The following is a 23,907-nucleotide window of genomic DNA, read 5'->3' on the forward strand; positions in this document are numbered from 1 at the left end:
ATCTTGTTCCGTGCCTCCTGACCTTATTCCTGTCCATCAAACCAATGTTCGCGGGCCTTCATGATCAAGGCTTTTGCGTCATCGGCAGACTGTCCGGTCAGCTCGGTCAATTCATCAATGGCCAAATCGGCCAGGTCGTCACGCGTGTGGATTCCACCAGCTTCCAGCTGGGCTACCAACTCAGGCGTCATCCCTTCCAGATCACGCAACGCTTGGGAAACACGGGCAACACTCTCTTCGTGGACGATTTCCATCGTCAGCAGCGCATCCTTGGCGCGCGTGCGAAGCTCATTGACGGTCTCTTCGTCGAAGCTCTCGATTTCCAGCATTTCCTGCAGCGGCACATAGGCCACTTCTTCCAGGCTGGAGAAACCTTCTTCGATCAGGATGTCAGCGATTTCCTCATCCACATCCAGCTTTTCCATGAACAGCTTGCGGGAAGTGCTGGTTTCCTCTTCCTGCTTCTGGGCCGATTCGGCCGCGTCCATGATGTTGATCTTCCACCCCGTCAGATCGGAGGCAAGACGCACATTCTGACCACCACGGCCAATGGCGATCGCGAGGTTTTCCTCGTCCACCACCACATCCATGGCATGCTTTTCTTCGTCCACCACGATCGAGGACACATTGGCCGGCGCCAGTGCGCCAATCACGAACTGGGCCGGGTCCTCGGACCACAGCACGATGTCCACGCGCTCGCCAGCGAGCTCATTGGTCACCACGTTCACGCGGCTGCCGCGCACGCCAACGCAGGTGCCGATCGGATCAATGCGCTTGTCGTGGCTGAGCACGGCGATCTTGGCGCGGCTGCCAGGGTCACGGGCGCAGCTCTTGATCTCCAGCAGGCCTTGCTCGATCTCGGGCACTTCGTTGCGGAACAGCTCGACCATGAACTCGGGCGCAGAGCGCGAGAGCAGGATCGGCGCGCCGCGCAGGGTCAGGTCCACGTCCATGATCATCGCGCGAACGCGGTCACCATTGCGCAGATTTTCCTTCGGAATCATTTCACCGCGCTTCAAGCGGCCTTCCACGCGGCCGGACTCGACAATGATGTCGCCCTTGTCCATGCGCTTGACGGTGCCGTTGAAGATCTTGTCGCCGCGTGCCATGAAGTCGTTGAGCAGCATCTCGCGCTCGGCGTCACGGATCTTTTGCAGGATCACCTGCTTGGCCGCCATGGCACCGATACGGCCGATAGGCACGGATTCGATCTGCTCTTCGATGTAGTCGCCCACCTGCGCGTCTGCCTTGCGGTCAACGGCATCCATCAGCATTTCTTCGGCGTCAGGGTTTTGCAGGCCAGCATCATCGGGCACCACCAGCCAGCGGCGGAAGGTGTCGTAGTCGCCGGTATCGAGATCGATAGCCACACGCACATCCACTTCGCCGGGATACAGCTTCTTCGTAGCCTGGGCCAGGGCAGATTCCACAGCGCCGAACACCACATCGCGCTCTACGTTCTTTTCGCGCGCGATGGCATCCACCAGCATCAACAATTCGCGATTCATGCGACGACTCTCCTATTTCAATCTTTAACCAGAAGGCGGCATCATCAGCGCCACCATGTGCGGGGCCACTCAGGCCTGGGGTTCGTCGGCAGCACCTGCTGCCGCCCTGCCCTTGAAGCTCACGATGGGTGCCAGACGCGCTTCACGCAACTCATCGAGCGTAAAACCCAGGCTTTGCAGCGGTGCCGGTGGGCGCTTCTTGCTCACGCGGGCACCGGGCTTCACAGGCGGCGCATCGCTCCAGACGATCTGCCAGCCACCTGCCTCGGTACGCTCGAGCGTGCCCCGAAATTTCTTGCGATTGGCGCTGATGGTCGTGCCCTCGGCAGCTGCACCGATGGATTCCTTCAGCGTCAGGTCCACCACCGCGCCGGCAAAGCGGATGAAATCCTGCTCATGACGCAATGGACGGTCAATACCGGGCGAGGACACTTCCAGGCGCTTGTATTCCACGCCATCGACTTCCAGTGCAAACTGCAGCTGGCGGGTGACCTTCTCGCAATCCTCCACCGTCACAAACTGCTCTGGCACGCCTTCCGGGCGGACTTCATCCGCATTCCAAGGCAGGTCGATGGTGATGCGCAAAAGGCCGCTGGCAGAGCGTTCGATCTCCACCAAGTCGTAGCCCAGGCCGCTCACCGTTTGTAGGGTGGTTTCTTGCAAGCTCACGTGTGCTATTTATCCCGCAAATACAAAAAACCCGAGAACCACGGAATGTTACACATTCCGCAGCATCGAGCTGAAAAACATGCGACCAAAAAAAATGGGCGGTTGGCACCGCCCAGTTGGTCGTGTAGACATCAATTATAGGGGCAAACCAGTATCGATGCAATGATGCGCAGTGGCTTTTAGGCGTGCGAACGACTAAGTCTGTGTATTGCGCGCCTGCACAATGGCCGCGGTGCGCTGCAGCAGCGCATGGGCTTCATCGCCAGGGGGCAAGGCCTGCGCGTCACCTTGCGAAAAACGCTCCAGCATGCGCTGCAGCACGCCGGGCTGAGGCAGAACGGGGCCCAGGAACATGGCTTCGGTGCCGCGCCCCAGCAGCACCGTGGGGAAGGTGGTGATATCGAGCTCGCCCAGCGCCTCTTCCTCATCCTCGACATCCAGCCAGACAAAGGCCATGCCCGGCCACTCCTTGGCCAGCGCATCAAAGGCAGACTGGTACTGGCCACAGGTACCGCACCACTGCGCGCACAAACACACCACCAGCCAGGGCGCCGTCGCAGCCTCGGTCATACACAACCCATCCCACACACAAAGGCGTATTTGTACCACCATTGCGGTATCCGAGGGCCCTGCTGCCTTTGAGAATACGCGCTTCTCTGACTTGAATCAGACCCAAAAGCAACTAAGTTCTAGGAAGTCATCAGCCATTGGGCAGTTGCCTGTACAACAGCAAACTGCCATATCTTCGGGAGCAGGCATGGATTCGAAAAACTACTACGACGTTCTGGGCGTGGACAAAAAGGCCGGCGCAGACGAGATCAAAAAAGCATTTCGCAAGCTCGCCCGCAAATACCACCCGGACCTGAGCAAGGAAAAAGACGCCGCCCAGCGCATGGCCGAGGTCAACGAGGCCAATGCGGTGCTGTCGGATGCGCAAAAGCGTGCCGAATACGACGCGATGCTCGACGCGCCGCGCGGCTTTGGGGCAGGCGCGGGCAACCCCTTCCGCAGCGCCGAGGGCTTTGACAGCGGCGATTACCAGTTTCGCCGCCAGAGCATGGGGGGCGATGCCGATTACAGCGACTTCTTTCGCCAGATGTTTGGCGACGCAGCACGCGCCCAGCGCGGTGGCCCTGGCAGCGGCGGGCCACGTGCGGCGATGCGGGGCGAGGACCAGCACGCCAGCATCGAGCTGGACCTGACCGACAGCTACCAGGGCAGCGAACGCATGCTGACCTTGCACGGCCAGGAGGTGACCGAGGATGGCGAAGTACGCAGCCAGGAGCGCCAGCTGCAGGTGAAGATCCCTGCCGGGGTGCGCGAGGGCCAGATGATTCGCCTGGCCGGCCAGGGCGGACCCGGCTACCAGGGTGGGCCAGCAGGCGATCTCTTGCTCGAAGTGCACTTTCGCCCCGACAAGCGCTGGCGTGCCGAAGGCAAGGATGTCTATATGCCGATGCCCGTCAGCCCCTGGGAGGCGGCTTTGGGCGGCAGCGCGGAGGTCAAGACGCCGGCCGGCACCTTGGAAGTGACGATTCCTGCAGGCTGGTCGGCCGGGCGCAAGCTGCGCATCAAGGGCAAGGGCCTGCCCGCTGCCACGCCAGGTGATCTGTACCTGGAGCTGCAACTGCACATACCACCGGCCACGACCGAGCAGGAGCGCGAGGCCTACGCGGCCTTTGCCCAGGCCTTTCCCCACTACCAGCCTCGCCAAGGAGTGTGACCATGCCCCACTACACGACCGTACACACCAGCAGCTTGCAGATCATTGACGACGACAGCCTCGATGCGGCCAGCCTGGCCCAGGCCTGCCAGCGCAACCTGGACTGGGTGCAGGCCCGCGTCGTCGATGGCGTGCTCACCCCCAGCACCGGCACACGCAACCCCGAAGCCGTCACCAGCTGGCGCTTTGCGGCCACCTGCATCGTGCGCGCGCGCCGTGTGGCGCTGCTGGAGCACACCTATGATGCCGACCCCCAGTTGGCCGCGCTGACCGTCGACCTGATGGAAGAGGTGCTGGAGCTGCGCCGCCGCTTGCAGCGCTGACAACCCCTTCAGACAGACGCAAAAAAGCCCGCTGATGCGGGCTCATCCTTACCGAAAAAGCTCCATCCGCATGCCGCGCCTGATCGTGGCAAGCGCGGCATGCGGACGGGGCAAAACCGGTAGCGGTATTAACCGCCCTTGTGCGTACGCTTGCCTGGGTTCTTCTTGGAACGGGTAGCAGTGCCACGGGCACGGCTAGCCTGTTGACCACGACCGGCCGTAGGCAGGCTCTTGCCGTTAGGCAACGTGGGTTGAGGGGTGAACTTGCGGTCAGCTTCCGTAACGATTTTGTTGCCCATCCTGGGACCTCGCGATAAACAAAACCGACATTAGGCCACAGATGCCAAGCGAGCAGATAAAAATACCTGCTAATTCCCGTGCCTGGGTGCGAAATTAGGCATGTAAACCGCAAAGCAACTGCGCAAATCAGGCGCTTTGCTTACATTTGGCCCGCGCTGGCAGCTTGTAAATTACGCCTATCTGGTTAGGATTCAGAAAACAAAACAAGGAATAATTTCTTATGCAAGAGCTCGATCATCAACAACGACCGCAACAGCGCTCTCTCTGGCTCCCCCTGGCAGCTGGCGTGGCCGCCTTGGCCGTTTACTGGTGGACCAGCAACAAATCCCGCAAAGTGGTGCCGGTCGACCTGATCGAGCCGGTCGCCGACTTTGACGCAGAGCGCTTCGTCGGCCACTGGTACGAGATCGCCCGCATTGAGCGCGGCCTGGGCAAGCCGCTGACGCGCTCACGCATCGAATACGAGCTGCTGAGTGACGGCAGCCTGGGCATCACGACCCGGGGTTTCCATGCCGGCACCCACCGCTGGGTCGAGGGCCATGGCATTGCCCGCTTTGTCGGCGCGCCCAACTTTGGCGCGATGAAGGCCTCGTTCATGGGTCCCTTCCACGAGGGCTACCATGTCGTCGCCATCGACCCCGATTACCGCTGGGCCATGCTGATGGGCGACACCACCGACTCGTTCAAACTGCTCTCGCGCCAGCCGGTGCTCGATGGCAAGACCACCGACATGCTGGTGCACCAGGCGGCGCTGATGGGCGTGGAGACCTCGCGCATCCACTGGGTGATGCAAGACGGGATCAACCCCACCGGCCACTGGTAAGCCGCAGTCCCTTTTATTTCTGGAGGGACACCCATGCCTGCACGCGATGCGTGCAGGCTTTGCTTTGTCTGATGGCGCTTTAGACGCCAATCCGCTTGGCGCCAGCCCGCTCTTCGTCGATCAGCGCCTGCATGCTGCCGGCAAACGCGATCGCGCCCTTCTCCAGCACATAGGCACGGTCGCTCACCAGGCGCGCAAAGTGCAGGTTTTGCTCGCACAGCAAAATACTCACGCCGCGCTGCTTAAGCTGCACAATCATTTGCGCCATCTGCTCGACGATGACAGGCGCCACGCCTTCAGAGGGCTCATCGAGCAGCACCAGATAGGGGTTGCCCATGAGGGTGCGGGCAACGGTGAGCATCTGCTGCTCGCCGCCGCTCATCTGCCCGCCAGCGCGCTGCGGCATGGCGGCCAGATTGGGGAAAAAGGCCAGCAACTCATCCACCGTCCACTGGCTGGCCAGGCTGCCATCGGCCCAGCGCCGGGGCGGCTGGCGGCCCACTTCCAGGTTCTCCAGCACCGTCAGGTCGCTGAAGATGCGCCGCTCTTCCGGCACATAACCCAGGCCCAGGCGCGCAATGCGCCAGGGGTCAGCCTGCGCAATGTTCTGGCCCATGAACTGCACCATGCCCTTGCGCCGCTCCACCAGGCCCATGATGGCCTTGAGCGTGGTGGACTTGCCCGCGCCATTGCGGCCCATCAAGGCCACGACCTCGCCGCGCCGCACCTCCAGCCCCACATCAAACAGAATATGGGCTTCGCCGTACCAGGCGTTGAACGCGCTCACCTGCAGCAGCAGATCGGCGTGCATATCGGGTATCCGCGCGCTCATACGGCTGGCTCCTGGCTCTGTTCCTGGCTGTCATAGGTGCTGCCCTTGCCCAGGTACACCGCCTGCACCTCGGGGTTGCGCCGCACGGCCTCCGGCGCGCCCTCGGCAATCAGCCGGCCCCGCGCCAGCACAATGATGCGGTCCGCATAGGCAAACACCACATCCATGCTGTGCTCGGTAAACAGCACGGCCATGTCGCGCTCGCGGGCCAGTTGCCGGGTCAGTGCCATCAGTTGCAGGCGCTCGGCCTGCGCCATGCCGGCGGTGGGCTCATCCATCAGCAGCAGCACAGGCTTGTGGGCCATGGCGATGGCCAGCTCCACCCGCTTCACATCGCCATAGGCCAGCGCGCTGCAAGCGCGGTCGGCCTGGTCCTGCATGCCCACCAGCGCCAGCAGGGCCAGCGCCTCGTCACGCTGAAAGCGGGCCGCCTTCTGCCACAGGCCAAAGATGCGGCCTGCGGCCGACAGCAGGGCCATCTGCACGTTCTCTGCCACCGTCAGTGAGGCAAAGGTCTCGGCAATCTGGAAGGTGCGCCCTACGCCCAGCCGCCATATCTCGCGGGGCCGCTTGCCGCCCAGGGCCGTGCCCTGAAGCAGCATGCTGCCGGCATCGGGCACCAGTTGCCCGCCCAGCATGTTGAAGGTGGTGGTCTTGCCCGCGCCATTGGGGCCAATCAGTGCCAGCACTTCACCCCGGCGCAAGGCAAAGCTCACATCGGCCACGGCCTGCACGCCGCCAAAGCGCTTGCCCAAACCGGTCACTTGCAGCAGTTCTGTCATGGATTTCCCGTTGATGCCGCAGGCAGCTTTCGCACTGCCAGCGGCCCTATTCCGCTCAAAAAGTCGTTGCCGGGCGCTGCCCGCTCAGCCCAGCTCCAGGCTGGCGGCCATCAGGCGCTGCGTGTAGGCCTGGCGCGGGGCATCGAGCACCTGCATGACCTCGCCGCTCTCCACCACCTCGCCATCCTTCATCACCAGCACCTCATGGGCCATGGCCCGGATTACCGCCACATCGTGCGTGATCAGCACATAGCTCAGGCCGCGCTCGCGCTGCAGGCGCTGCAGCAAGGCCAGCACCTGCTGCTGGATGGTGACATCGAGCGCGCTGGTGGGCTCGTCCAGCACCAGAATCTCGGGGTCCACGATCAGCGCACGGGCAATGGCCAGGCGCTGGCGCTGGCCGCCCGAGAACTCATGCGGATAGCGCTCGAGCAGGCCCGGGAACTGGGCCTCGGTCATGCCCACTTCCTGCAGCAGCGCCAGCACCTGCTGCTGCAGATCGGCTGGAGCCAGCTGGGGCTGCGCCAGCTGCAGGCCTTCGCCCACCATCTCCTGCACCGTCATGCGCGGCGACAGCGACGAGAACGGATCCTGGAACACCACCTGCACCTTGCGGCGCAGCTGCTGGTTGGCCGCGCTGTTGCGCTGGGCCGGCAACTGCCAGGTCTCTTGGCCAATGCGCAGCTCGCCCTGGCTGGGCAGCAGGCCCAGGATCGCCTGGGCCAAGGTGGACTTGCCCGAGCCCGACTCGCCAATCACCCCCAAGGTCTGGCCCCTGCCCAGCGCCAGGCTGGCGCCGCGCACCGCCTCGAACCGGCCCTTGCGGAACCAGCCGGCAAAGCCCGGCAGCGGCGTGGCATAGGCCACCTGCAGACCGCGCGTTTTCAGCACCGTGGGTGCCTCAGGCTGGCGGGCCACCACCTGGCGCTGGGGCGTGCTGGCCAGCAGCTTCTGGGTATAGGCATGCTGGGGCGCGGCAAACACCTCGGCCACGGCCCCCTGCTCCACCAGGCGGCCTTTTTCCATCACCGCGACCCGGTCGGCAAAATGGCGCACCAGCGGCAGGTCATGGGTGATCATCAGCACCGCCATGCCGGTCTGGCGTTGCAAGTCGCTCAGCAGCTCCAGGATCTGGCCGCGCAGGCTCACATCGAGCGCCGTGGTGGGCTCATCGGCGATCAGCAGCTTGGGCCGGGAGGCCAGCGCCATGGCAATCATCGCGCGCTGGCGCTGGCCGCCGCTGAGCTGGTGCGGGTAGCTGCCGGCGCGCCGCTGCGGCTCGGGGATGCCGGTGGTGGCCAGCAGCTGCACCGCCTGCTCCCAGGCCGCCTTGTCGCCCAGGCCCTGCTTGAGCTGCAGCACCTCGGCAATCTGCGCGCCCATGGTCATCAGCGGGTTCAGCGCCGTCATCGGCTCCTGAAAGATCACCGCAATCTCATCGCCCCGCACGGCTTGCATCTCGCGCTCGGAGATCTGCAGCAGGTTGCGCCCACCCATCAGCGCTTCGCCGCGCAACTGGGCCTCGCCCACCAGGCGCAGCAGCGACAGGGCCGTGATTGTCTTGCCAGAGCCTGATTCGCCGACCAACGCCAGCTTCTCGCCAGCCTGTATGCAAAAGCTCAGGTCCTTGACCACGTCCTGCCCGCCAAAGCCCACATAGAGGTGGTTGACCTGCAGCAGCGGTGCGGGCACGGCCACCGGGGGTTGCGCTTGCTCAAGCATGGCGGGCCTCCTTGGCATCTGCGCTGGCCGACGGCGCAGGCTGAGCCGAAGGCGCAGCAGGCGTTGCGCCAGCGCGCGGCGAATTCAGCTGCTTGCGCGGGTCCAGCGCATCCCGCAGGGCATCGCCCATGAAGGTCAGCAGCAGCAAGGTGGCGACCAGCACCGCAAAGGTCGATAGCGAAATCCACCAGGCATCGATGCTGTTCTTGCCCTGGTTCAACAGCTCGCCCAGGCTGGGGGTGCCCGGGGGTACGCCCAGGCCCAGAAAATCCAGCGATGTCAGGGTCAGGATCGCGGCACTCATCTGGAACGGCAAAAAGGTGACCACCGGCGTCATGCTGTTGGGCAGGATATGGCGCCACATGATTTTCCAGCTCGGCACGCCCAGGGCCCGCGCCGATTTCACATAGTCCATCTGGCGGTTGCGCAAAAACTCCACCCGCACATAGTCGGACAGCGCCATCCAGCCAAACAGGCTCAGCAGCACCAGCAGCAGGCCGGCGCTGGGCGCCAGCACCGCGCTGAAGATGATCAGCAGGTACAGGATCGGCATGGCACTCCAGATTTCGGTAAAGCGCTGGAACACCAGGTCCACCTTGCCGCCGAAAAAGCCCTGTATCGCACCGGTGAGAATCCCGATCAGCGTGCCGACGGCCGTCAGCGCCAGGCCAAACAGCACACTGACGCGAAAGCCGTAGATCAGCTGGGCCAGCAGATCACGCCCCCGGTCATCGGTGCCCAGCCAGTTGTCGGCAGAGGGTGCCGAAGGCGTGGGCGATTTGGCAAAGTAGTTGATGGTGTTGGGGCCGTAGCGGTTGAGCGGAAAGATCGCCCAGTTGCCATCCTTGCGCAGCTGCTGCTGGATGAAGGGATCGAGAAAATCGGTGGCGGTGTGGAAGTCGCCACCAAAACTGGTCTCGGGGTAGTCCTTGGCCAGCGGGAAATAGGTCTGTCCCTCATAGCGCACGATGAGCGGCTTGTCGTTGCTGATCAGCTCGGCAAACAGGCTGAGCACCACCAGCACCACAAAGATCAGCAGGCTGTAAAAGCCCAGTCTGTTGGACTTGAAACGGCGCCAGGCGCGAGCGGCGGGCGAGCGGCCGGGGGGAAGTGGGGAAACAGGCTCGGTCATCGTTATGGTCTGCAGAGACGGTGTGCGCACCGTCCCCCTCCTGTCACTGCTGTCACTGAATAGGGCGGCCTGGGGCCGACGTGGGCAACGGTGGCGGCGACGGCACGGGGTGCTGCGCTGTCGCCATTGGCCGACAGCCAAACGGCGCGCCATCGGCCATGCTCTGCGCCATGCCCGTCAGCACCAGCCCCCAAGCCCTGCGCACCGCGCTCAAAAGCATTGCCATTTTTGAAGCGCTCAAAGGCGTTGCCGCGCTGCTGGGCCTGTTGGGACTGCTCAGCCTGCTGCACCACGATCTGCACCGCCTCGCGTTGGAGCTGATCGGCCACGTTGGCCTCTCGCCCAACGCCCGCTACCCGGCCGTGCTGATCGGTTGGGTGGACAAGATCAATGCCACCTCCGCCCATACGCTGGTGTTGCTGGGCGCGGCCTATATCGCGCTGCGCTGGCTGGAGGCCTGGGGCCTGTGGCATGACAAGGCCTGGGGCGAATGGCTGGGCGCGCTGTCCTCGGGGCTGTACATCCCCTTGGAAGTGCAGCACCTGCTGGCGCACCGCCATTGGCAAGGCGCGCTGGTGCTGCTGCTCAACATCGTCGTCGTGGCCGTGCTGCTGCGGCGCCTGCAGCTGCGCCGCAAGGCCTGAGGCGCGGCGGCAGGCCGCTGGCGCTGGGCTGGCCGATGCAGGCATGCGCGCCTCAGTCAAACTTGACACGCGGATCCACCCAGACATAGCACAGGTCGCTCACCAGCTTGGTGAGCAGACCGATCAAGGTAAACAGGTACAAGGTGCCCAGCACGACCGGGTAATCGCGGCGCAGCACGCTCTCGTAACTGAGCAGGCCCAGGCCATCGAGCGAGAACAGCGTCTCGATCAACAAGGCCCCGGTGAAGAACGCGCCGACAAAGGCCGCCGGAAAGCCCGTGACGATCGGCAGCAAGGCATTGCGGAACACATGGCGCCACAGCACCTGGCGCTCGCTCAGACCCTTGGCCTTGGCCGTCACCACATACTGCTTGCGGATCTCTTCGAGAAAGGCGTTTTTCGTGAGCATGGCCGTCACCGCAAAGCTGCCGGCCACCATGGCGGTGACTGGCAAGGTGATGTGCCAGAGGTAGTCCACCAGCTTGGCGGCCCAACCCATCTCCTCCCAGCCCGATGAGGTGAGCCCTCGCAGCGGAAACCACTGCAGCTGCCCGCCAAAGATCACCAACAGCGCCACGCCCAGCACAAAGCCGGGTATCGCATAGCCCACCAGCACGATCACTGTGGTGACCATGTCAAACCGGCTGCCCGCCCGCACGGCCTTGGCAATGCCCAGCGGCACCGCAATCAGGTAGCTGATGAAAAAGGTCCACAGCCCCAGGCTGATGGAGACGGGCAGCTTGTCCTTGATCAGTTGCCAGACGCTTTTGTTCTGGAAAAAGCTGTTGCCCAGATCAAAGCGGGCGAACTGGCCCAGCATCTGCACAAAGCGCTCGATGGGCGGCTTGTCAAAACCGTACAAGGCCTTGATCTCGTCGAGCCGCTTGGGGTCAATGCCCTGCGCGCCCCGGTAGCCCATGCCCGCGCCCTCCGCGCCCCGGTTGCCGGCCTTGGCCTCTGCCAGGTACTGCTCGACCGGGCCGCCAGGCACAAACTGGATCACCACAAAGGTCAGCAGCAAGACCCCGAACAAGGTGGGGATCATCAGCAGCAAACGTTTGAGGATATAGGCAAGCATGCGGGGCGGGCTCCAATGTCAGCACGGGCGGGCAAGCGCCGTGGCACTGTGGCAGAAAAGGCCTGGGCAGCGCGGCAGGCGCGCTGGGGCGGTGAGAAGGATCATATAACGGCGGGGCGCTGCATCCGGGCGGGTCATGGCTTGGCCGTGTCAGCTGTGATCGGCGGCATGCGCGCCCACCAGTAGTACATCACCCAGGTCTCGCCCGGCACATAGGCCGGCACCTGCGGCGGCTCGACCAGGCGCCAGGCGTCATACACCACGCGGTGGCTGGCGGCATACCACTGTGGGATGAGGTAGTGGCCCGCCACAATGATGCGCTCGAGCGCATGGCAGGCGGGCAACAGCTCCTGCTCGCTCTTGGCGCTGGCCATCTGGGCAATCATCGCATCGACGGCCGGGCTCTTCAAGCCAATGAAATTGCCCGAGCCTTCCTGCTCCGCCGCCGCGCTGCCAAACAGCTCGGCGTATTCCTGGCCCGGGATATTGGTGCCCGGCACATTGACCGATATCAGGTCATAGTCGAACTTGTCGACCCGCTGCTGGTAGAGCGCGTAATCGGCCACCCGCAGCCGGAGCTTGATGCCCAGCTTCTCCAGGTTGCGCATCCAGGTGGACACGGTGCGAATGCCGCCTTCGTTGCTGTCGAGAAACTCCAGCTCCAGCGCTTCGCCCTTGGCATTGCGCAGCACGCCATTTGTGTCCACCTTCCAGCCGGCATCGGCCAACAGCGCCTGGGCCTTGCGCAGGTTGTCGCGCAGGCTGCTGCCCTGGTCGGTGCGGGGGGGATCCTGCAGCGGCCCCAAGGTGCCGGCGGGCAGGTCTTTCTCAAAGGGCTTGAGCAGGGCCAGTTCGGCATCACTCGGGCTGCCATGCGTCTCGCACATGGTGTTGCCAAACAGGCCATGCACGCGCTCGTAGGCGCCGTAGAACAGCTGGCGCTGCATCCACTCGTAGTCAAACGCCAGGCCCAGCGCCTCGCGCACCCGCACATCCTGCAGCAGCGGGCGGCGCAGGTTCAGAAAATAGCTCTGAAAGCCCGACGGCAGCTTGTTGGCAAAGTCTCCCTTGCGCAGCTCACCCCGGTCAAAGCGCTTGCCATAGAGGCGCCGCGCCCAGTCGCCGGCGCTGAAAAAGCGCATCACATCGAACTCGCCAGCCTTGAGCGCCTCCAGCTTGGCGGTGTTGTCCTTGTAGATCTTGATCGTGACCCGGTCAAAATTGGCGCTGCCCACGCGCACGGGCAGGTCCTTGGCCCAGTAGTCGGGGTCGCGCACGTAGGTAATGTCGCGGCCAAACACCACCGGGCCGATCTTGTAGGGGCCGCTGCCGATGGGCATATCGGTCACGATCTGGTCAAAGCGCTTGGGCTTGCCATCGGCGCCCAGGCCCCAGCCGCGGCTAAAGACCGGCAGGCTGCCCACGGTCAGCGGAAGGTCGCGGTTGGGCTTTTTGAAGCGAAAACGCACCGTGCGGTCGTCGATGACATCGCAGCCCTGCACATCGGCCAGCAAGGTCTTGTAGCCGGGCGCAGCGTACTGGCTGATCAGCGCCTCGTAGCTGTGCTTCACATCCTGGGCCAGCACCGGTTTGCCGTTGTGAAAGCGCGCCGCCTTGCGCATCTTGAATGTCGCAGACATGCCATCGGCGGCCACATCGATGTCCTCGGCCAGCAGGCCGTAGCCGGTCGTCGTCTCGTCCAGGCTGGCAATCAGCAGGCTGTCAAACAGCATCTCGGCCATATAAGCCGGGGGTGAGCCTTTGATCGTAAAGGGGTTGTATTTGTCAAACGTGGAGTAGCGCAGCGCACTGACCAGCCGCAGCTCACCGCCCTTGGGCGCCTCGGGGTTGGCATAGGCAAAGTGCTTGAAATCCGCCGCGTAGCGCGGCTCGCCCCAGAGGGCGTAGGCATGGCTGGCCCAGGCAGGTGCTGCCGCAGCAGCACACAAAATCAGCGGAAGGCAGAATCGCATGCGACAATTCTGCCCTAGCTGGCCACCTGTGCAAGCGTTTACCCCCGAGAAACGCTTTGCGCCGGTGCCCAAGTCTTTTTTGGCCATTCCTCATGGCCTGGAACTCATCAGGAGAAGAACAATGGGATTTCTGACCGGCAAGAAACTGCTGATCACGGGCGTGCTGTCCAACCGCTCTATCGCTTATGGCATTGCCAAGGCCTGCCACCAGCAAGGCGCCGAGCTGGCTTTCAGCTATGTGGGTGAACGCTTCAAGGACCGTATCAGCGAGTTTGCCGCCGAGTTCGACTCCAAGCTGGTGTTCGACTGCGATGTGGCCGATGACGCCCAGATCGAGAAGATGTTTGCCGACCTGGCCGCCACCTGGGGCAAGTTCGACGGCTTTGTGCACTCGATCGGCTTTGCACCGCGCGAGGCGATTGCCGGCAACTTCCTGGATGGCTTGTCGCGCGAAGGCTTCCGCATTGCGCATGACATCAGCGCCTACAGCTTCCCTGCGCTGGCCAAGGCCGCCCTGCCCTACCTCAACGACAAGTCGTCCCTGCTGACCCTGTCCTACCTGGGCGCCCTGCGCTCCATCCCCAACTACAACACCATGGGCCTGGCCAAGGCCTCGCTGGAAGCCTCCGTGCGCTACCTGGCCGAGGCCGTGGGCCGCACCGAAGACGGCCGCGCCATCCGCGCCAACGGCATCTCCGCCGGCCCGATCAAGACCCTGGCCGCATCGGGCATCAAGGACTTTGGCAAGCTGCTCGGCCGCGTGGCCGACGCCTCCCCGCTGCGCCGCAATGTGACCATCGAAGACGTGGGCAATGTCGCCGCCTTCCTGCTGAGCGATCTGGCCTCGGGCGTGACCGCCGAGATCACCTATGTGGACGGTGGCTTCAGCCAGACGGCGGGTCTGTCGGCCGACCAGGTCTAAGCCCTTCCGCGTAAACAAAAGCCCCGCAGGCTTGGTGCCTGCGGGGCTTTTTGCTTCCGTTCATGGAGCGGAGACGCAATGCTCAATCCATCAATCGACATTCCCTTTTGCCAACATATGCATGATCAGACGAATCAGGACGTCCTTCTGCGTCGGATCTGATTCAGCCACCAGAAGTGCCAAGGCTGCCAAACCAACATCATTGATCACTGGCTGACCATCATCGCCTAACAAGCGTCTATTTCTGTGCAGAAACTCGACAAATAAAAATGCACCGCTCCGCTTGTTTCCATCCGCAAAGGGATGATTCTTGATCACGAAATACAGCAAATGTGCCGCTTTGGCCTCGATACTAGGATAGGCAGGCTCTCCGAATATGCTTTGGTCCAAATTGCCCAACAGCGCAGCCAATCCATCACCTCTGTCTCTCGCAAATAGCTCAGTAGCCTCTCCTCGTTGCATCAAGTTCGCTTTGAGACCGGCAAGCGCCTCCCGCGCCTGATGAACAGTCGGCAGACGACCGCCCTGTTGGGCATGCGGCTCAGCAAGCAATCCTTCATCGTAGCGCTGCAGCCATAAGAACGTATGGGTATATCGCGTTACGATGTCCACGAGGCCGCGTCCCGTTTCAGCTGTCAGCTCCGGCATCTGTGCCGCCTTGCGTACCAGCTCTAGGGCCGCATGCAGCTCTATGGCGTTTGCCTCTAATCTATGACGATGAAGGGTATAGCCGCGCGTGAGATGCTCTCGAAGCACGCCCGTTGCCCACTTGCGAAACTGCACGCCTTGTTGAGACTTGACCCGGTACCCGATAGAGATTATGACATCCAGGCTGTAAAAGCGCACGGGCTTGTCGGAATGGGCAAGGTGCAAATTTTGCACATTGCCTTCTTCTTCCAACTCTGCTTCCTTGAACACATTGCGAATGTGTTTGGTAATCACGGAGCGTTCACGGCCAAAAAGCTGGGTCATTTGCTCTTGGTTAAGCCAAACCGTATCGCCATGCATACGCACATCCACCTGGCCCTGAGGCCCAGAGTAGATAGCAATGGAATGAACGTTGTCAATCATGGCTGGTATTACATCAGAACAAAGGGACGCGCCATTCCGTCCATCACCTTAAACTTGATAACGCTTAAGCCGCAAGGCATTGGCCAGCACGAACACGCTCGACAGCGCCATCGCCCCCGCCGCAAACACCGGCGACAGCAATGTGCCATTGATGGGGTACAGCAAGCCCGCGGCCACCGGGATCAGCGCCACGTTGTAGGCAAAGGCCCAGAACAGGTTCTGGTGGATATTGCGCATGGCGGCGCGCGAGAGCCCGATGGCGGTCACGACGCCGCGCAGGTCGCCGCCCATCAGCACCACATCGGCTGACTCGATGGCGATATCGGTGCCCGAGCCCACGGCAATGCCGACATCGGCCTCGGCCAGCGCGGGCGCATCATTGATGCCATCGCCCACATAGGCCAGCGCGCCATGCGCAGCCCGCAGCCGCTTGACGGCCGCCACCTTGCCATCGGGCAGCACCTCGGCCACCACCTCGTCAATGCCCAGCTGCTGGGCAATCGCTTCACCGGTGCGGCGGTTGTCGCCGGTGATCATCGCTACCTTGAGGCCCATCGCATGCAAGCCCTCAATCGCGGCGCGTGTCGTGGGCTTGATCGGGTCGGCCACGGCGATCATGGCCGCCAGCTGGCCATCGATGGCGGCATACAGCGGCGTCTTGCCTTCGGCGCCCAGGCGGGCGGCCTCGTCCTCAAACAGCGCCACATCGGCGCCCAGCTGCGCCATCATGCGGTCTGCACCGACTTCGACCCGCGCAGCGCCCACTTGGGCACGCACGCCAAAACCGGTCACCGATTCAAAGCCGGACAGCGGCGGTATCTGCAGCCCTTCGGCCTGGGCGGCCTGCACAATGGCCTGGGCTATCGGGTGCTCGGACTGGCTCTCGACGGCGGCCACCGCCGCCAGCACCGCCGCGCGCTCAAAGCCGGGGGCCAGCACCAGGTCGGTCAGCGCAGGCCGGCCTTCGGTCAGGGTACCGGTCTTGTCCACGGCCACCACCTGGGCGTCTTTGAGCAGCTGCAGCGCCTCGCCCTTGCGGAACAACACCCCCAGCTGGGCGGCGCGGCCGGTGGCCACCATGATCGAGGTGGGCGTCGCCAGGCCCATCGCGCAGGGGCAGGCAATGATGAGCACGGCCACCGCATTGACGAGGGCCAGGCTCAGCGCGGGCGATGGGCCCAGCAGCAGCCAGAGCACAAAGGTCAGCACGGCGGCGGCCATCACGGCGGGCACAAACCACATGGTCACCTTGTCCACCACGGCCTGGATCGGCAGCTTGCCGCCCTGGGCCTGTTCGACCATGCGGATGATCTGCGCCAGCACGGTGTTGCCGCCCACCTCGGTCGCTTCCAGGGTCAAGGCGCCTTTTTGGTTGATGGTGCCGCCCACCACCTGCGCGCCTGCCGTTTTGTGCACCGGCACGGGCTCACCGCTAATCATCGATTCGTCGACATAGCTCTCGCCATCCGTTACCCGGCCATCGACCGGGATGCGCTCGCCGGGGCGCACCTGCACACTATCGCCGGGCTGCACCGCGTCAATGGCCAGCGATTGCCAATCGCCATCGCGCAGCACCCAGGCCGTCTTGGCCTGCAGCTGCACCAGGCGCTTGATCGCCGCCGAGGTATTGCCCTTGGCGCGCGCCTCCATCCAGCGGCCCAGCAAAATCAGCACCACGATCACCGCCGCTGCCTCGAAATAGACATGCACGGTGCCCGCAGGCAAAACGCCGGGCGCAAAGGTGGCCACCAGCGAATAGAGATAGGCCGACAAGGTGCCCACTGCGACCAGGGAGTTCATGTCGGGCGCTGCCCGCGCCAGCGCAGGCAGGCCCAGGCGGTAAAAGCGCCGGCCCGGCCCGGCCAGCACCAGGCTGGTCAATACCCACTGCAGCAGCCAGTTGCTCTGCTGGGGCAGCCATTGGCTCACCCAGTGGTGAAAGCCCGGCAGCAGATGGCCGCCCATCTCCAGCACAAAGACCGGCGCGGCCAGCAGCGCAGCCAGCCACAGGTCACGCAGCAGGCCTTGCTGTGCCTGCTGCTGGCGCTGGTTTTGCGCAGCATGGGCATCGGCCGCCTCGCGGGCCTGTGCCGCCTGCGGCACAGTGCGGGCGGTATAGCCGGCCTTGGCAACGGCGGCCAGCAGTTGCTCGGCTGGCACACCCGCCGTCAGCTGTACCGTCGCCCGATCGGTGGCCAGGTTCACGGCGGCCGTCTGCACGCCCGGCACGGCCTTCAATGCCCGCTCAACCCGGCCCACGCAAGAGGCGCAGGTCATGCCTTCGACTTCCAGCTCCAGCGCATGCGCAGGCACGCTGTAGCCAGCTTTGTGGACCGCTGCCAGCGCCTGCTCCAGCACCTGGGCGGCGGGGGCCTGGTCGCCCAGTTGCAGGCTGGCCTGTTCGGTAGCCAGGTTGACATGGGCGCTTTGCACTCCGGGCACGGCCTGCAAGGCGCGCTCGACACGACCAACACAGGACGCGCAGGTCATGCCCTCGATCGGCAGTTGCAGCAGCGGGGTGGCGGATGGGGTGGTTTGGGCAGTCATGGCGGGAGTCTTTCTATCCATGGCTGCCACTCTAAAGATTGCCATGGTGTGAATGTCAAGCCCCTGCCCACAGCGGGTGCAAACAAGGCGCGGGCGATGCTGCCCGCGGCCTTACCAGTTGCTCTGGATCTTGCGCCGGCCTTCCTGCGGGAACGCGGGCTTTTGCGGCACATAAGCACCGGGCTGCGGCTTGGGCGCAGCCGTGCTGCCTGCAGCGGCAGCGCCAGCCCCAGCGCTGGCACCCGCCCCTGGCGCTGCAGCGCCGGCCTGGCTCAGCCAGGTCACCACTTCCGAGCGGTCGGCACGGGTGGCAAAGTCGCTCGCCGTCAGTCCCTGCTGGTTTTTCAGCTTGGGGTCAGCGCCTTCCTTGATCAGCAGTTGCACGGCGCTGCGCGTGCCGTACTGGGCGGCCATCATCAACGGCGTGGTGCCATTGGGCGATGCGGCATCGATGTAGGCATGGTGCTCCAGCAGCAGCGCCACCATCTGCAGGTCGGAGCCGTCTTCGCTAGGGGCCGAGACGGCATAGTGCAGCGGCGTCCAGCCCTCGCGGTTCACATCGGCGCCGCGCGCAATCAAGGCCTTGGCCAGATCGACCTGGCCCTTGATGGCGGCCATCATCAGCGGTGTCTCGCCCTTGGCATTGGCCAGGTTCACATTGGTGGTCGGCAGCGCAATCATGCCCTTGGCCGCGCGGTAGGAGTCAAGCTTGAAGGCCTGGGTCAGGCCCGTCTCGCCCTTTTCGCTCACGGTGTTGGGGTCAAAGCCGCGCTGCACCAGCGCCTCGATGCCCTTGGCGTCATCGCGGATGATGCGGGTGAAGAAATCGTCATACGAGCCCGCTTGCGCCGCCGCGCAGGCGAGCCACAGGGCAACGGCGCAGGCGGCAGGCCGCAGAGACAGGGAACCAGGCTTGCGTTTCATGACAGCACTCCGCTGAACAATCGCTCGAAATTGCGGTTGGTGGCCTCGGCCACCGCTTCCACACGGATGCCGCGCACCTGCGCAATCTGCGCGGCCACATGCGGCACATAGGCGGGCGTATTGGTCTTGCCGCGAAACGGAACCGGCGCCAGATAAGGGCTGTCGGTCTCGATCAGCAGCCGGTCCTCAGGCACAAAGGCGGCGACATCGCGCAGATCCTGCGCCTTTTTGAAGGTGATGATGCCGGAAAACGAGATGTAAAAGCCCAGGTCCAGCGCCGCGCGGGCGACTTCCATGCTCTCGGTAAAGCAGTGGAACACGCCGCCTGCGGCATCGGCGCCACCGGTCTCGCCCTCTTCGCGCAGCAGACGCAAGGTGTCATCCGATGCGCTGCGGGTGTGGATCACCAGCGGCTTGCGCACCTGCTGGGCCGCGCGGATATGGGTGCGAAAGCGCTCGCGCTGCCATTCCAGATCGGCAACCGTGCGGCCGCCCTTGCGGTCTTCCATGCCGTAGTAATCCAGGCCGGTCTCGCCAATCGCCACCACACGGGGCAGCGCCGCGCGCTCGACCAGGTCCTGCACGCTGGGCTCGGTCAGCCCTTCGGTATCGGGGTGCACACCCACGCTGCACCAGAAGTTGTCATAGCGCATCGCCAGCGCATGCACGTCGGGAAACTCCTCCATCGTGCAGCTGATGCACAGCGCGCGGGTCACCCGCGCCTCGTCCATCTTGGCGCGGATGGCAGGCAGGTCCTGGACAAGCTCGGGAAAGTTGAGGTGGCAGTGGGAGTCGGTGAACATCAATCGTCTACGCTGCAGACGATCAAAGCGCCGCAGTCCAAATACAAAGAACTGCTGCCATTGTCCGCGCTCCGGCTGCTCCGCCGGTCGCGACCACCGTAAAACCCTGTCAGCCCGGCTAAGAAATGCGGGTGGGACAGGGTCCAAATTGGGCGCTTAGATGGTTTGCGTCGCGCGGTCGGCCTGCAAGGCCGTGCCCAAGATCTGTTCAATCTTGTAACGCAACTCATCGGTTTTGGGGTCTTTGGGAAAGCGCACGCCAATGCCTTGGGTGCGGTTGCCACCGGCGCCTGCCGGCGTCACCCAGCCGACTTTGCCGGCAATGGGGTAGCGCTGCGGATCCTGGGGCAAGGTCAGCAGCAGGTAGACATCGTCGCCCAGTGCATAGTCCTTGGGCGTGGGGACAAAGATGCCCCCTTCCTTGAACAAGGGGATGTAGGCGGCATAGAGCGCGGCCTTTTCCTTGATGGCCAATTGCAGCACGCTGGGGCGAGCGCTGGCCGTGCCCGGTGCGGGGGTAGGACTGTTCATAGATTCCAAGGATAACCAAATTTTGCTGCCTATTTCCAGATGCCAGCGCAAACACAGGCCACTTCAGCGGCCTGTTACACCGGCAGATGGGCCCGGCTCAGCGCCGCGACTGCAGCACGCTGGCCGCCTGTGCGACCAGCGCTTCGAGCATCAGCCCCTGGTTGAAGGGGTGCGCCGCCGTGCGCATCGACTGCGCCAAGGCCTTGCTCCAGCGCGCCAGCACCGCCAGCGCCGGCGGCGCGGGCAGATCGGCCGCATCAAAAAACCGTGGCGCGGCCCCCACACGCAGCATCAGCAAATCATGGCAGAGCTTTTGCAAGGCATCGACCACTTCGGGTGCCGACAGGCTGGACAAGGCACCGGGCTGGCCATTGGCCAGGTCCTTGGGCAACTTCTTCCAGACCTGGGGTGAGCGGCCGGCATGCATCTGCGCCAGCGCGTCGTCGGGGCGGCCGCCTGCGGCCTGCAGCAGCGCATCGACCTGGTCGGCCGGCACGTCCTGCGCCACCAGCCAGCTGCGGGCCGATGCGGTATCGGGCCACTGCATGGTGTGGGCCAGGCAGCGGCTGCGGATCGTGGGCAGCAGCTGGTGCGCGGCCTCGGTGGCCAGCACAAAGCGGGCATCGCCCGGTGGCTCCTCCAAGGTCTTCAGCAGCGCATTGGCCGTCACCGCATTCATCTTTTCGGCCGGAAACACCAGCACCGCCTTGCCTTTGCCCCGGCCCGAGGTGCGCTGGGTAAACTCCACCGCATCGCGCATCGCATCGACACGTATTTCCTGGCTGGGCTTGCGTTTCTTGTCGTCGATGTCGGCCTGGGCCTTTTCCGGCAGCGGCCAGCCCAGCGCCAGCATCTCGGTCTCGGGCATCAGCACACACAGGTCCGTGTGGGCATGCACATCGATCGCATGGCAGCTGCCGCAGTGGCCGCAGGCGCCCTGGGGTGTCGGCGCATCGCACAGCCAGGCCCGCACCAGGCCCATGGCCAGCGAGAACTGGCCCAGGCCCGAGGGGCCTTGCAGCAGCCAGGCATGGCCGCGCTGGGCCAGCAGCTGCTCGCGCTGCTGGGCAATCCAGGGCGCGCTGGGCGCCGGTGCTGCGGCTACGGGCTCGGCCGCTGCCGTGTTCTTGGCGGTGGCCATATCAGCCCTCCACCTTGCTGGCCGGCAGCCAGCCCTGGGCTGCTATGGCCTGGCGCACCGCCTGCCACACCGCCGGCTTGGGCTGGTGCGAATCGATGCGCGCAAACCGCGCGGGTTGCGCCAGCGCGCGCTCGGCATAACCGGCGGCCACGCGGGCAAAAAACTGCTGGGGTTCGGCCTCAAAACGGTCGGGCGCACGCGCACCGGCCAGGCGCTCGGCGGCCACCTCGGTGGGCAGGTCAAACCAGATGGTCAGATCGGGCTGGCGCAGCGCGCCCTCGCCCAGCTCGGGCCGGGCCTGCACCATGCGCTCTAGCACCTGCAGCACGTGCAGGTCAAAGCCGCGCCCGGCGCCCTGGTAGGCAAAAGTGGCATCGGTAAAGCGGTCGCAGAGCACCACATCGCCGCGCGCCAGCGCCGGCTCGATCACCTGCTGCAGGTGGTCACGCCGGCCGGCGAAGACCAGCAAGGCCTCGGTCAACGCATCCATGGGCTCCTGCAGGAACAGCGCGCGCAGCTTCTCGGCCAGCGGCGTGCCACCGGGCTCGCGCGTGCTCACCACCTGGCGGCCTGCGGCCAAAAAGGCATCGTGCAGGCCCTGGATATGCGAGGATTTGCCAGCGCCGTCAATGCCTTCAAAGCTGATGAACAGGCCGCGCGAGGCAGCTGGGGAAGATGCGGGAGAAGATGGAGTCATGCTGCGCCAGATTGTACGTGCCCGCCCGCACCCCTGATGGGTTCAGGCGGCTGGGTCAAAGTCCGCATCACCGGCCAGGCCGCGCTTGCGGGCCACAGCGTAAGCAGTCAGCACCTGGTGGGCGACCATATCGACACTGGGGCGGGTCACGCCATCGCGGTCGACCCAGACCTTGGGGGTCAGGCTGCCCGACAGGCAGATGCTGTCGCCGTCGCCCAGGCCCAAAAGCGCCGCCACCGGGGCATCGTCAAAAGCGATGACATTGACAATCAGCATCTCGCCGTCGCCCGCGCCCGCATTGGCGCGCACCTTGGCCAGCGCATAGGGCTTGCCGGTTTTACTGCTGCGCTCGACCGGCTGGCCCAGTATGCGCCCGGATACCAATCCATCCATCATGCTTTGATCCCCCAATAAGCCCTGCAGTTTAGCCGCTTGGCCGGCCGCCACCGGCGAGGCGGGGCACCAAGCTCAGCGCTTGTGGTCAGCGCTTATCGGGCGGCTGGGCCTGTTTCTCGCCCAGCGCATGGCCCGCCGGTTCCGCGCCATGGCTGCTGTCCAGCACCCGAAAGTTGGGCAAGGGCGTTTTGCCCAGCACCCAGGCCATGCGCGAGCCCGCGCCCACCAAGGCGCCCATCACCCAGAAGACGCCTCCCACCCCAATGGCCGCGCCAGCGGCACCAAACATCAGCGGCATGCAGACGCTCGAGCCATTGATCAGCATCAGCCGCAGGCCCACGGCCTCGCCATGGCGCTCTTCGGGAGTGATCTGGTGGAGCATGCTCATGGCCATGGGCTGCACACTGCCCAGGCCGATGCCCAGCAAGGCCGAACAAAAGGCCATTGCCCAGGCATTGGGCATCAGCGGGTAGATCGCAAAAATCGCAGCCGTGAGCACCATCGCGGCCATCACCACGGTCATCTCGCGCATATGGCGCGAGATGGCAGGCAGCAGCACCCGGATCACAAAGGCCGCCAGCGCAAACACACCCAGCACGGCACCGATCTCGGAGGCCGACAGCCCCCGGTCATGGCCCAGCAAGGGTACGACAAAGGTGTGCACATCCCAGCAGGAGGCCACTAGCCAGTTGACGATCAGCAAGCGCCGGAAGGACTGCTCGCGCAGCAGGTCCCAGGCATGGTGGGGTTGGCCATCGCTCTTGGGCGGCTCGGCCTCCATCTCCTGCGCGCTGCGCACGCACCACCAGGCGACGACCGAAAACAGTGCCAGCACCGCAAAAGCGATGCGGTAGGACAGGTTGTTGCCGGCCTGGCCGGTCGAGTGGTCGATGATCAGGCCGGTGACCATGGGCCCCAGAAAATTGGCAATCGCCGGGCCCAGCGACAGCCAGCTGAAGATCTGGCGCAGCTCGCTGGCCTCATGGGCGACGCGGCCGGCATGGCGCTGCAGCGCGATGATCGAGATGCCGCAGCCCGCCCCCGTGAGCAGCGCCGCGACGCAGAGCACTTCAAACCGGGGAAAGGCCACGCCAATGGCGGTGCCGGCAAAGGCCAGCGCAATGGCGGCCAGCATCGGCTTCATGAAGCCGTGCTTGTCGGCGTAGCGGCCCGCCGGCAGCGCCAGGAACACCTGGGTCAGCGCAAACAGACTGAGCAAGAACCCCACCGCGCCGGGGGTGTGGCCATCGCGCAGGGCCAGCAGCGGGGCTGCCAAGCGCGTGCCTGTCATACAGGTATGGACAAAAAACTGGCCGATGATCAGCCGTATCAACTCGCGATTCACGCGTTCCCTTCAGCACCGTGG

The 23,907-nt window shown here is 64.3% G+C and carries 23 protein-coding genes; 5 read left to right on the top strand and 18 right to left on the bottom strand.

Annotation, left to right across the window (positions count from 1 at the left end; translation table 11 throughout):
* Positions 1–23: 23 nt before the first annotated feature.
* The 3 genes from nusA to WH265_RS02190 all read right to left on the bottom strand — a co-directional run bounded on the left by nusA (position 24) and on the right by WH265_RS02190 (position 2,747).
* Complete coding sequence (gene nusA, locus WH265_RS02180) at positions 24–1,508, bottom strand: transcription termination factor NusA (protein WP_021027864.1); 1,485 nt, start codon at positions 1,506–1,508, stop codon at positions 24–26.
* 69 nt (positions 1,509–1,577) lie between these two features.
* Complete coding sequence (gene rimP, locus WH265_RS02185; RefSeq protein WP_021027865.1) at positions 1,578–2,177, bottom strand: ribosome maturation factor RimP; 600 nt, start codon at positions 2,175–2,177, stop codon at positions 1,578–1,580.
* Between the two features lie 195 nt (positions 2,178–2,372).
* Positions 2,373–2,747 carry a thioredoxin family protein gene (locus WH265_RS02190; RefSeq protein ID WP_339557185.1) on the bottom strand — a complete coding sequence of 125 codons (375 nt, stop codon included), beginning with the start codon at positions 2,745–2,747 and terminating at the stop codon, positions 2,373–2,375.
* 187 nt (positions 2,748–2,934) lie between these two features.
* Between WH265_RS02190 and WH265_RS02195 the strand changes: the two genes are divergently transcribed.
* The 3 genes from WH265_RS02195 (at position 2,935) to WH265_RS02205 (ending at position 5,346) form a co-directional block, all read left to right on the top strand.
* The gene (locus WH265_RS02195) at positions 2,935–3,900 is read left to right on the top strand and encodes a DnaJ C-terminal domain-containing protein (protein ID WP_339557186.1); all 966 of its coding nucleotides are present in this window, start codon (positions 2,935–2,937) and stop codon (positions 3,898–3,900) included.
* 2 nt (positions 3,901–3,902) lie between these two features.
* The gene (locus WH265_RS02200) at positions 3,903–4,223 is read left to right on the top strand and encodes a MerR family transcriptional regulator (RefSeq protein ID WP_339536485.1); all 321 of its coding nucleotides are present in this window, start codon (positions 3,903–3,905) and stop codon (positions 4,221–4,223) included.
* A 520-nt stretch (positions 4,224–4,743) separates the two neighbouring features.
* The gene (locus tag WH265_RS02205; RefSeq protein WP_339557187.1) at positions 4,744–5,346 is read left to right on the top strand and encodes a lipocalin family protein; all 603 of its coding nucleotides are present in this window, start codon (positions 4,744–4,746) and stop codon (positions 5,344–5,346) included.
* 79 nt (positions 5,347–5,425) lie between these two features.
* Here WH265_RS02205 and WH265_RS02210 read toward each other — a convergent pair whose 3' ends face one another.
* From WH265_RS02210 to WH265_RS02225, 4 genes are all read right to left on the bottom strand, one after another.
* Positions 5,426–6,178 (bottom strand): ABC transporter ATP-binding protein, encoded by a 753-nt coding sequence (locus WH265_RS02210; RefSeq protein ID WP_339557188.1) that lies wholly within the window; start codon positions 6,176–6,178, stop codon positions 5,426–5,428.
* The gene (locus WH265_RS02215) at positions 6,175–6,960 is read right to left on the bottom strand and encodes an ABC transporter ATP-binding protein (protein ID WP_339557189.1); all 786 of its coding nucleotides are present in this window, start codon (positions 6,958–6,960) and stop codon (positions 6,175–6,177) included. The genes WH265_RS02210 and WH265_RS02215 overlap by 4 nt, the downstream gene beginning before the upstream one ends.
* A gap of 84 nt (positions 6,961–7,044) precedes the next feature.
* A complete protein-coding gene (locus WH265_RS02220) occupies positions 7,045–8,682 on the bottom strand; it encodes an ABC transporter ATP-binding protein (RefSeq protein WP_339557190.1) in 1,638 nt (545 codons plus the stop codon).
* Complete coding sequence (locus WH265_RS02225) at positions 8,675–9,814, bottom strand: ABC transporter permease (RefSeq protein WP_339557191.1); 1,140 nt, start codon at positions 9,812–9,814, stop codon at positions 8,675–8,677. Before WH265_RS02225 ends, WH265_RS02220 begins: the two co-directional genes overlap by 8 nt.
* A gap of 170 nt (positions 9,815–9,984) precedes the next feature.
* Here WH265_RS02225 and WH265_RS02230 point away from each other — a divergent pair, with 170 nt between their 5' ends.
* On the top strand, positions 9,985–10,458 hold the full coding sequence (locus WH265_RS02230; protein WP_339557192.1) for a DUF2127 domain-containing protein: 474 nt from the start codon (positions 9,985–9,987) through the stop codon (positions 10,456–10,458).
* A gap of 52 nt (positions 10,459–10,510) precedes the next feature.
* Here WH265_RS02230 and WH265_RS02235 read toward each other — a convergent pair whose 3' ends face one another.
* The gene (locus WH265_RS02235; RefSeq protein ID WP_021027873.1) at positions 10,511–11,536 is read right to left on the bottom strand and encodes a microcin C ABC transporter permease YejB; all 1,026 of its coding nucleotides are present in this window, start codon (positions 11,534–11,536) and stop codon (positions 10,511–10,513) included.
* 134 nt (positions 11,537–11,670) lie between these two features.
* On the bottom strand, positions 11,671–13,509 hold the full coding sequence (locus WH265_RS02240; RefSeq protein WP_339557193.1) for an extracellular solute-binding protein: 1,839 nt from the start codon (positions 13,507–13,509) through the stop codon (positions 11,671–11,673).
* A gap of 121 nt (positions 13,510–13,630) precedes the next feature.
* Between WH265_RS02240 and fabI the strand changes: the two genes are divergently transcribed.
* Complete coding sequence (gene fabI / locus WH265_RS02245; RefSeq protein WP_021027875.1) at positions 13,631–14,431, top strand: enoyl-ACP reductase FabI; 801 nt, start codon at positions 13,631–13,633, stop codon at positions 14,429–14,431.
* Positions 14,432–14,521: 90 nt separating this feature from the next.
* Here the strand turns inward: fabI and WH265_RS02250 are convergent, their stop codons facing one another.
* The 9 genes from WH265_RS02250 to WH265_RS02290 all read right to left on the bottom strand — a co-directional run bounded on the left by WH265_RS02250 (position 14,522) and on the right by WH265_RS02290 (position 23,886).
* Positions 14,522–15,502: a virulence protein RhuM/Fic/DOC family protein gene (locus WH265_RS02250; RefSeq protein WP_339557194.1), complete on the bottom strand. Its 981-nt coding sequence runs from the start codon at positions 15,500–15,502 to the stop codon at positions 14,522–14,524.
* A 48-nt stretch (positions 15,503–15,550) separates the two neighbouring features.
* Positions 15,551–18,049: a heavy metal translocating P-type ATPase gene (locus WH265_RS02255; protein ID WP_339557195.1), complete on the bottom strand. Its 2,499-nt coding sequence runs from the start codon at positions 18,047–18,049 to the stop codon at positions 15,551–15,553.
* A 111-nt stretch (positions 18,050–18,160) separates the two neighbouring features.
* Complete coding sequence (locus tag WH265_RS02260; RefSeq protein ID WP_339557196.1) at positions 18,161–18,973, bottom strand: ankyrin repeat domain-containing protein; 813 nt, start codon at positions 18,971–18,973, stop codon at positions 18,161–18,163.
* Positions 18,970–19,776, bottom strand: coding sequence for a TatD family hydrolase (locus WH265_RS02265; RefSeq protein WP_339557197.1), 807 nt, complete (start codon positions 19,774–19,776; stop codon positions 18,970–18,972). Before WH265_RS02265 ends, WH265_RS02260 begins: the two co-directional genes overlap by 4 nt.
* Positions 19,777–19,932: 156 nt before the next feature.
* A complete protein-coding gene (locus WH265_RS02270) occupies positions 19,933–20,307 on the bottom strand; it encodes a PilZ domain-containing protein (RefSeq protein ID WP_021027879.1) in 375 nt (124 codons plus the stop codon).
* Between the two features lie 97 nt (positions 20,308–20,404).
* Positions 20,405–21,448, bottom strand: a complete 1,044-nt coding sequence (locus WH265_RS02275; RefSeq protein WP_339557198.1) for a DNA polymerase III subunit delta' — start codon at positions 21,446–21,448, stop codon at positions 20,405–20,407.
* 1 nt (position 21,449) lies between these two features.
* Entirely contained in the window at positions 21,450–22,145 is a 696-nt protein-coding gene (tmk, locus tag WH265_RS02280) for a dTMP kinase (RefSeq protein ID WP_339557199.1), read from the bottom strand.
* Between the two features lie 42 nt (positions 22,146–22,187).
* Positions 22,188–22,541, bottom strand: coding sequence for a single-stranded DNA-binding protein (locus tag WH265_RS02285; RefSeq protein ID WP_021028635.1), 354 nt, complete (start codon positions 22,539–22,541; stop codon positions 22,188–22,190).
* A gap of 85 nt (positions 22,542–22,626) precedes the next feature.
* Positions 22,627–23,886 (bottom strand): MFS transporter, encoded by a 1,260-nt coding sequence (locus WH265_RS02290; RefSeq protein ID WP_021028634.1) that lies wholly within the window; start codon positions 23,884–23,886, stop codon positions 22,627–22,629.
* Between the last annotated feature and the right edge of the window lie 21 nt (positions 23,887–23,907).

Origin of the sequence: Comamonas sp. MYb396 (assembly GCF_037479555.1) — a bacterium.
GTDB lineage: Bacteria > Pseudomonadota > Gammaproteobacteria > Burkholderiales > Burkholderiaceae_C > Comamonas.

Excerpts from the sequence above, each read along its gene's own strand:
- nusA (WP_021027864.1), bottom strand. The coding sequence starts at position 1,508 with ATGAATCGCGAATTGTTGATGCTGGTGGATGCCATCGCGCGCGAAAAG.
- WH265_RS02190 (WP_339557185.1), bottom strand. The coding sequence starts at position 2,747 with ATGACCGAGGCTGCGACGGCGCCCTGGCTGGTGGTGTGTTTGTGCGCG.
- WH265_RS02195 (WP_339557186.1), top strand. The coding sequence starts at position 2,935 with ATGGATTCGAAAAACTACTACGACGTTCTGGGCGTGGACAAAAAGGCC.
- WH265_RS02200 (WP_339536485.1), top strand. The coding sequence starts at position 3,903 with ATGCCCCACTACACGACCGTACACACCAGCAGCTTGCAGATCATTGAC.
- WH265_RS02205 (WP_339557187.1), top strand. The coding sequence starts at position 4,744 with ATGCAAGAGCTCGATCATCAACAACGACCGCAACAGCGCTCTCTCTGG.
- WH265_RS02210 (WP_339557188.1), bottom strand. The coding sequence starts at position 6,178 with ATGAGCGCGCGGATACCCGATATGCACGCCGATCTGCTGCTGCAGGTG.
- WH265_RS02215 (WP_339557189.1), bottom strand. The coding sequence starts at position 6,960 with ATGACAGAACTGCTGCAAGTGACCGGTTTGGGCAAGCGCTTTGGCGGC.
- WH265_RS02220 (WP_339557190.1), bottom strand. The coding sequence starts at position 8,682 with ATGCTTGAGCAAGCGCAACCCCCGGTGGCCGTGCCCGCACCGCTGCTG.
- WH265_RS02225 (WP_339557191.1), bottom strand. The coding sequence starts at position 9,814 with ATGACCGAGCCTGTTTCCCCACTTCCCCCCGGCCGCTCGCCCGCCGCT.
- WH265_RS02230 (WP_339557192.1), top strand. The coding sequence starts at position 9,985 with ATGCCCGTCAGCACCAGCCCCCAAGCCCTGCGCACCGCGCTCAAAAGC.
- WH265_RS02235 (WP_021027873.1), bottom strand. The coding sequence starts at position 11,536 with ATGCTTGCCTATATCCTCAAACGTTTGCTGCTGATGATCCCCACCTTG.
- WH265_RS02240 (WP_339557193.1), bottom strand. The coding sequence starts at position 13,509 with ATGCGATTCTGCCTTCCGCTGATTTTGTGTGCTGCTGCGGCAGCACCT.
- fabI (WP_021027875.1), top strand. The coding sequence starts at position 13,631 with ATGGGATTTCTGACCGGCAAGAAACTGCTGATCACGGGCGTGCTGTCC.
- WH265_RS02250 (WP_339557194.1), bottom strand. The coding sequence starts at position 15,502 with ATGATTGACAACGTTCATTCCATTGCTATCTACTCTGGGCCTCAGGGC.
- WH265_RS02255 (WP_339557195.1), bottom strand. The coding sequence starts at position 18,049 with ATGACTGCCCAAACCACCCCATCCGCCACCCCGCTGCTGCAACTGCCG.
- WH265_RS02260 (WP_339557196.1), bottom strand. The coding sequence starts at position 18,973 with ATGAAACGCAAGCCTGGTTCCCTGTCTCTGCGGCCTGCCGCCTGCGCC.
- WH265_RS02265 (WP_339557197.1), bottom strand. The coding sequence starts at position 19,776 with ATGTTCACCGACTCCCACTGCCACCTCAACTTTCCCGAGCTTGTCCAG.
- WH265_RS02270 (WP_021027879.1), bottom strand. The coding sequence starts at position 20,307 with ATGAACAGTCCTACCCCCGCACCGGGCACGGCCAGCGCTCGCCCCAGC.
- WH265_RS02275 (WP_339557198.1), bottom strand. The coding sequence starts at position 21,448 with ATGGCCACCGCCAAGAACACGGCAGCGGCCGAGCCCGTAGCCGCAGCA.
- tmk (WP_339557199.1), bottom strand. The coding sequence starts at position 22,145 with ATGACTCCATCTTCTCCCGCATCTTCCCCAGCTGCCTCGCGCGGCCTG.
- WH265_RS02285 (WP_021028635.1), bottom strand. The coding sequence starts at position 22,541 with ATGATGGATGGATTGGTATCCGGGCGCATACTGGGCCAGCCGGTCGAG.